Source organism: Rhodoferax sp., from assembly GCF_039922535.1.
Taxonomy (GTDB): Bacteria; Pseudomonadota; Gammaproteobacteria; order Burkholderiales; family Burkholderiaceae_C; genus Rhodoferax_B.
The window spans coordinates 1-4,148 of the sequence record NZ_JBDTEM010000248.1 but is presented as its reverse complement, the minus strand read 5'-3'; the positions used below and the strand labels follow the sequence as shown (position 1 = coordinate 4,148).

Annotated in this window: 5 protein-coding genes; all 5 read left to right on the top strand. The window is 65.9% G+C overall.

From position 1 onward, the window contains the following. Positions 1 to 152 precede the first annotated feature (152 nt). Positions 153 to 641: a MarR family winged helix-turn-helix transcriptional regulator gene (locus ABI213_RS11460; protein WP_348005040.1), complete on the top strand. Its 489-nt coding sequence runs from the start codon at positions 153 to 155 to the stop codon at positions 639 to 641. A gap of 68 nt (positions 642 to 709) precedes the next feature. Continuing rightward, the gene (locus ABI213_RS11455) at positions 710 to 1,963 is read left to right on the top strand and encodes a putative Na+/H+ antiporter (protein WP_348005039.1); all 1,254 of its coding nucleotides are present in this window, start codon (positions 710 to 712) and stop codon (positions 1,961 to 1,963) included. A 63-nt stretch (positions 1,964 to 2,026) separates the two neighbouring features. Continuing rightward, a complete protein-coding gene (locus tag ABI213_RS11450; RefSeq protein ID WP_348005038.1) occupies positions 2,027 to 2,527 on the top strand; it encodes a C40 family peptidase in 501 nt (166 codons plus the stop codon). Positions 2,528 to 2,613: 86 nt separating this feature from the next. Next, a complete protein-coding gene (locus tag ABI213_RS11445) occupies positions 2,614 to 3,927 on the top strand; it encodes an efflux RND transporter periplasmic adaptor subunit (protein WP_348005037.1) in 1,314 nt (437 codons plus the stop codon). Between the two features lie 41 nt (positions 3,928 to 3,968). Beyond that, the coding region (locus tag ABI213_RS11440) for an ATP-binding cassette domain-containing protein (RefSeq protein ID WP_348027153.1) at positions 3,969 to 4,148 on the top strand (180 nt) is incomplete at its 3' end.

Below are 4,148 nucleotides of genomic sequence, written 5' to 3'. Positions count from 1 at the left end.
CGGCCACTTCTCGTTGGAGGGTTTTGAAAACGCGGGGATGCGGCTGCATAGATGGGTCTCGGTAAGGTACAAATTACATTTGCTGCAATATATTGGATTGTAGGGTGCCCCCTGCACAGGGCAGAGCGTCCAATGGCCTCTATGATCCCGCCATGTTGCCGTCCCACGACACCCTCGACCAGCCCGCCACCACCGCCCAGGTACTGCGGCGTTTTCGGGTGGTGTTCAACGCGGTGCGCAGCCACTTCCAGCAGGTGGAGAACCAGGTGGGCCTGGGCAGCGCGCAGGTGTGGGCGCTGAGTGTGGTGCGGGACCAGCCTGCCATCGGGATGGGCGGTCTGGCCCACAGCATGGACATCCACCAAAGCACCGCCAGCAACCTGGCCAAAACCCTGTTGCGCAAGGCGTTGATCCGCATGGACAAAGCCCCAGAGGACCGGCGCCACGTGCAGTTGCACATCCTGCCCGCGGGCCTGGCGGTACTGGACCAGGTGCCGGGTCCGTTTGCCGGGGTGCTGCCGCTGGCCTTGGGCAAGCTGCCTGCGGCCAGCTTGCAGCGGCTGGACCAGGACCTGGCCGAGCTGATCGTCCTGCTAAAGGCCGACGAGCAGGCCGGTGGCATTCCGCTGGCCGAGCTCTAGATAGGGTTTTTTAGGGTTAATAGGGTGTGCGTGACAATGGCCGCACGTTATTAGCTTTGTTTACACCCATGCAATCCACCACCCTCCAGATCGCCGCCGCCGTCCTTTTCGGGCTGGCGCTGCTGCACACCTTTGCCGCGAAGTGGTTTGAAACCCTGGCCCACCGGCATCCACGCCACTCCGGGCTGTTCCATATCCTGGGCGAAGTCGAGGTGGTGTTTGGCCTGTGGGCTTTTGTGCTGATCGTGGTGATGGCGGTGCTGGGCAGCGGGGCCGAGGCGCTGGCCTATGCCGAGTCGCGCCAGTACACCGAGCCGCTGTTTGTGTTTGTGGTGATGGTGGTGGCCGCCTCGCGCCCGGTGCTGGAGCTGGTGCGGCAGTTGTTGACCGGCCTGGCCCGCGTGCTGCCGCTGCCCACCCCGTTGGCCATGGCTTGGCTGGGGCTGGCCCTGGTGCCGCTGATGGGTTCGTTGATCACCGAACCTGCGGCCATGACCCTGGCCGCGCTGATTCTGGCGCCGCTGGTGTTCCGCCAAGGCCTGCCCGAGTGGCTCAAATACGCGGCTTTGGGTGTGCTGTTTGTCAACGTCTCGGTGGGCGGCACGCTGACCTCGTACGCCGCGCCGCCGGTGCTGATGGTGGCATCCGTCTGGAGCTGGGACAGCGCTTTCATGGCCCGCACCTTTGGCTGGCGCGCCTGCATCGCGGTGCTGCTGAACGCCAGCGTGGTGGTGTTTTTGCTGCGTACGCACCTCAAGACCACGGCCGCCGCCAAGCCGCTGGCGGCCCAGCCGGTGCCGGTGTTGGTGAGCCTGATCCACCTGGCGTTTCTGGCCGGGGTGGTGTTGTTTGCCCACCATCCGGTGGTGTTTATCGGCCTGTTTCTGTTCTTCATCGGCTACACCCAGGCCTACGAACGGCACCAGAACCCGCTGATTTTGAAAGAGGGCTTGCTGGTCGGCTTCTTTCTGGCGGGTCTGGTGGTGCTGGGCGGCATGCAGCAGTGGTGGCTGCAGCCCATCGTCTCCAGCCTGGCCCCCACCGCGCTGTTTTTTGGCGCGCTGGGCCTGACGGCACTGACCGACAACGCCGCCTTGACCTACCTGGGCTCGCTGATTGAGGGTATCAGCGACCCGGCCAAGTACATGCTGGTGGCCGGTGCCGTGGCGGGCGGTGGTTTGACGGTGATCGCTAACGCGCCCAATCCGGCCGGGGTAGCGTTGCTGCGCAAGGGCTTCAACGATGAGTCGATTGGCGCCCTGGGCCTGCTGGCCGGGGCCGCGCTGCCCACCGTGGTGGCCGCCATCCTGTTTTTGCTGTAGTTTTGATAGCTATGGGTGCATGATGCATCTGCGCTAGAGGCCATTTTTATCTAAACTAGACATATGGACGCACACCGACGCAGGCACTGCACGCTGGCCGCGGGGGCTTGGCTGCTTACGCTGGCAGGCTGCTCCACCGCGCCGCCGTCCCGCACCGCCACCGTAGCGCCCATGGGCCCTTCGCGGCTGACGCTGGACGAGGCCAACGATGTCACCCTGTACGCCATCAGCCTGGTGGGCACGCCCTACCGCTATGGCGGCAATACGCCCGCGTCCGGGTTTGACTGCAGTGGCCTGATTGGCTACGTCTACCTGTCCCAGGCCGGCCTACCGGCTCCGCGTACCGTGGCCGCCCTGGACCACTGGGGCCAGGCCGTGCCGGCCGATGCGGTGCGCACCGGCGACCTGGTGGTGTTCGCCCCGCGCGGCACGGCCACGCATGCCGGCATCTATGTGGGCGAAGGGCGGTTTGTGCACGCGCCGTCTACCGGTGGCGAGGTGCGGCTGGACCTGCTGACTTCCAACTACTGGTCGCGCCAGCCCACCGCGTTTCGGCGGCCCTGAGCACCGTGGTCTAAAGGGTGCAGGCGGCAATAACCTCTGTAACCCCACGCAAAGTTCTGTAACTACCCGTTCCTACAATCGCCTCCATGCGAAAAATGAAGCGATGGGTGTGGGGACTGGCGGCCATAGGCGTGCTGGGTGCTGCTGCGTGGTGGTGGACCCAAAGCCGCACTGCCGACCAGCCGGTGTACCGCACGGCGGCGCTGGAGCGCGGGCCGCTGCTGGCCACCGTGGCGGCCAGCGGTGCGGTGAACCCGGTGACCCAGGTGTCGGTGGGCACGCAGGTGTCGGGGCAGATCAAGGAGCTCTACGCCGACTTCAATGACGAGGTCAAGGCCGGGCAGCTTATCGCCATGCTGGACCCAGAGACTTTTGAATACCGCGTGCGCTCGGCCCAGGCCGATGTAGACGCGGCGCGGGCCGCTGTGCTGATGGCGCAGGCCAACGCGGCGGCGGGCCAGGCCGCCATCTCCAAAGCCCAGGTGGACCTGACCGAGGCCCAGCGCGACCATGACCGCAAACGTGATCTGGCCGACAAGCAATTCATCGCCCAGAGCGAGGTGGACCGCACCCGCGCCCTGGTGAACACCAGCGGCGAACTGCTCAAGCTGGCCCAGGCCCAGGCCCGCGTGACCCAGGCGCAGATCACCACGGCAGTGGCCAACGTGGCGCAGCGCGAGGCCATGCTGGGCCAGGCGCGGATTGACCTGGGCCGCACCCGCATTACCTCGCCGGTCAGCGGCATCGTCATCAAACGCACCATCGAGCGCGGCCAGACCGTGGCCGCCAGCCTGCAAGCCCCCGAGCTGTTTGTGATTGCGCAAAACCTACACGACATGCAGGTCGAGGCCAGCATCGACGAGAGCGACGTGGGCCGCATCCGCCTGGGGCAAAAGGCCAACTTCAGCGTGGATGCCTTCCCCGGCCAGACCTTCGAGGGCGAGGTGCGCCAGGTGCGCAAGGCAGCGCTAAACGTGGCCAATGTGGTCACCTACGTGGCAGTGCTGCGCTTTGCCAATGCCGACGGCCGCCTGCTGCCCGGCATGACAGCCAATGTGCGCGTGGTCACCGACACCCGGCAAGACGTGCTGAAAGTACCCAACGCCGCCTTGCGCATGCGTATTACCGATACCGCCGCTGCTACCAATACCGTAGCTGCTCCCGCAGGTGCTACCTGCGCCAGTGGCACTATTTCCATAAATTCTGCACGCCGCGGCCGGATCTACCTGCTGGACGCGCTGGGCAAGCCGGTAGCCACCAACGTCTGCCTGGGCATCACCGACGGCAGCAGCACCGAGCTGGTCGATCCCGACAGCGCCTTGCGCAACGGCACGGCGGTGGTGGTCGGTAACCCGCTGGCCGGAGCGCCCCGCGCAGGTGCGCCCAAGGTGCCGTTCTGATGCCCGTCGTCCAGGCGCAGGCGCTGGGCAAAAGCTACGCCATGGGGGGCGATACCGTTCACGCCCTGCGCGGCGTGTCGCTGGACATCGCCGAGGGCGACTTTGTGGCCATCATGGGCACCTCGGGCTCGGGCAAGTCCACGCTGATGAATATTTTGGGCTGCCTGGACACGCCCACGGTGGGCACTTACACCCTGGCGGGCGAGGCGGTGCAGGGCCTG

Bases quoted from the DNA above. Each gene is read 5' to 3' on its own strand.
- ABI213_RS11460 (WP_348005040.1), top strand. From the start codon at position 153: ATGTTGCCGTCCCACGACACCCTCGACCAGCCCGCCACCACCGCCCAG.
- ABI213_RS11450 (WP_348005038.1), top strand. From the start codon at position 2,027: ATGGACGCACACCGACGCAGGCACTGCACGCTGGCCGCGGGGGCTTGG.
- ABI213_RS11455 (WP_348005039.1), top strand. From the start codon at position 710: ATGCAATCCACCACCCTCCAGATCGCCGCCGCCGTCCTTTTCGGGCTG.
- ABI213_RS11445 (WP_348005037.1), top strand. From the start codon at position 2,614: ATGCGAAAAATGAAGCGATGGGTGTGGGGACTGGCGGCCATAGGCGTG.